This window comes from Acinetobacter sp. WC-323, from assembly GCF_000314615.1.
Lineage (GTDB): Bacteria > Pseudomonadota > Gammaproteobacteria > Pseudomonadales > Moraxellaceae > Acinetobacter > Acinetobacter courvalinii.
This window is the reverse complement of sequence record NZ_AMZS01000043.1, coordinates 1-572: the sequence shown is the minus strand read 5'-3', so window position 1 is coordinate 572 and position 572 is coordinate 1. Positions and strand designations below refer to the sequence as shown.

Here is a 572-nt window from a genome sequence, read left to right as displayed (position 1 = left end):
TAAATTGAAGTGCAATTTCACGCATGGCCAAGATGATCTCATCGACTTCTAGAGTAGTCAGATTCGCTTCTGAAGTACCGAGTTTATGTATGTCATTTCGAGAAATATTGAGCGCTTCTTCCACAATGTCCATTTGATCATAACCACCTAGACCTTCACAGAAGGTCACGTCATAGGCTGGAGCCAATTTCCATTGACCATTTTTTGCCATGAGAAAAGAAAAATGCTTGGTATGGTCATCCCGATTATTGAAAAGTACATTAAACACAGCACGTTTAAAAGTATGCAGCCTTTCTCGCACATCTTGCGTACACATCAAGGTTGCCCGAAGAAAATTGCGGTAGTCTAGGCTACCTGGAACTTTATAGTCTGCTCCGGTATATGCAGCCAAACTCTGCATTGGAATCCGCATGCCATTTTGACGGTCGAATCGTTTAGCAGCAAAAGCCATTAAACCATTGGGCAAATTAAAAAAATGGGTGTCTGGAGTCTCGATTGCACAAAGTCGCAAACATTCTGCATAGACGGCTTCAATGGCGCAGACTTCAGGATGCTCTTGCTGAGCAGGAAAC

At 43.0% G+C, this 572-nt stretch carries 1 protein-coding gene; it reads right to left on the bottom strand.

Annotated elements, in window-relative coordinates; all coding sequences use genetic code 11:
• The coding region (locus tag ACINWC323_RS09650; protein ID WP_009512049.1) for a type II toxin-antitoxin system HipA family toxin at positions 1-572 on the bottom strand (572 nt) is incomplete at both ends.